This is a genomic window from Cupriavidus numazuensis (assembly GCF_905397435.1).
Taxonomy (GTDB): domain Bacteria; phylum Pseudomonadota; class Gammaproteobacteria; order Burkholderiales; family Burkholderiaceae; genus Cupriavidus; species Cupriavidus numazuensis.
Genome location: NZ_CAJPVI010000168.1, coordinates 1 through 677, shown reverse-complemented (window position 1 = coordinate 677; position 677 = coordinate 1). Strand labels below are relative to the sequence as shown.

Here is a 677-nt window from a genome sequence, read left to right as displayed (position 1 = left end):
GAGCCTGCGCACCTGGCGCCACGAGGCGCGAGAGCAAGGAAAGGTTGTGCCAGGCAACGGCAAGCAGAGTGACAAGTGGTCCAGTGCGGACAAGTTCCGGGTGGTGCTGGAGACGGCGCCCCTGAGTGAGGCAGAGCTGTCCGAGTACTGCCGCAGGAAGGGCATTCAGCCAGAACAGATCCGGCAGTGGCGTGCTGCCTGCGAGCAGGCCAATGCGCCGGAGCGGGCCAAGCTGAGCCTTGCGCAACGCCGCGAGGAACAAGCCGCACAGAAGCAGATCCGGGATCTGGAGCGCGAACTCAAGCGCAAAAATGCGGCGCTGGCGGAGACGGCAGCGCTGCTGGTGCTCAGAAAAAAAGCCGAGGCGATCTGGGGAAGGGACGAGGAGGACTGATCAACGTCTCGGATCGCCGCGAAGCTATCGAGTTGATCGATGAAGCGGTGGGCAGTGGCGCGCGCCAGTCCAGGGCCTGCAAGGAGCTCGGCCTGAACGCGCGTACCTTGCAGCGCTGGCGCCATACGCCAGAGGACGGCCGCCCGGGCGCGCAGCGCCCGGTGCCGGCCAACAAGCTCAGCGAGGGAGAGCGGCAGGCCGTGCTGGCGGCGGCCAACAGCCCCGGCTACGAGAGCCTGACGCCGCACCAGATCGTGCCGAAGCTGGCCGACGAGGGGCGTTA

The 677-nt window shown here is 67.1% G+C and carries 1 protein-coding gene and 1 pseudogene; both read left to right on the top strand.

The features are described 5' to 3' along the window. Positions 1-394, top strand: a 394-nt coding sequence (locus KHO41_RS41045; protein WP_211958896.1) for a transposase, incomplete at its 5' end; no start/stop codon positions are given. Positions 395-426: 32 nt separating this feature from the next. Further along, positions 427-677 (top strand): annotated as a pseudogene (locus KHO41_RS41040) (helix-turn-helix domain-containing protein); the annotation flags it as partial.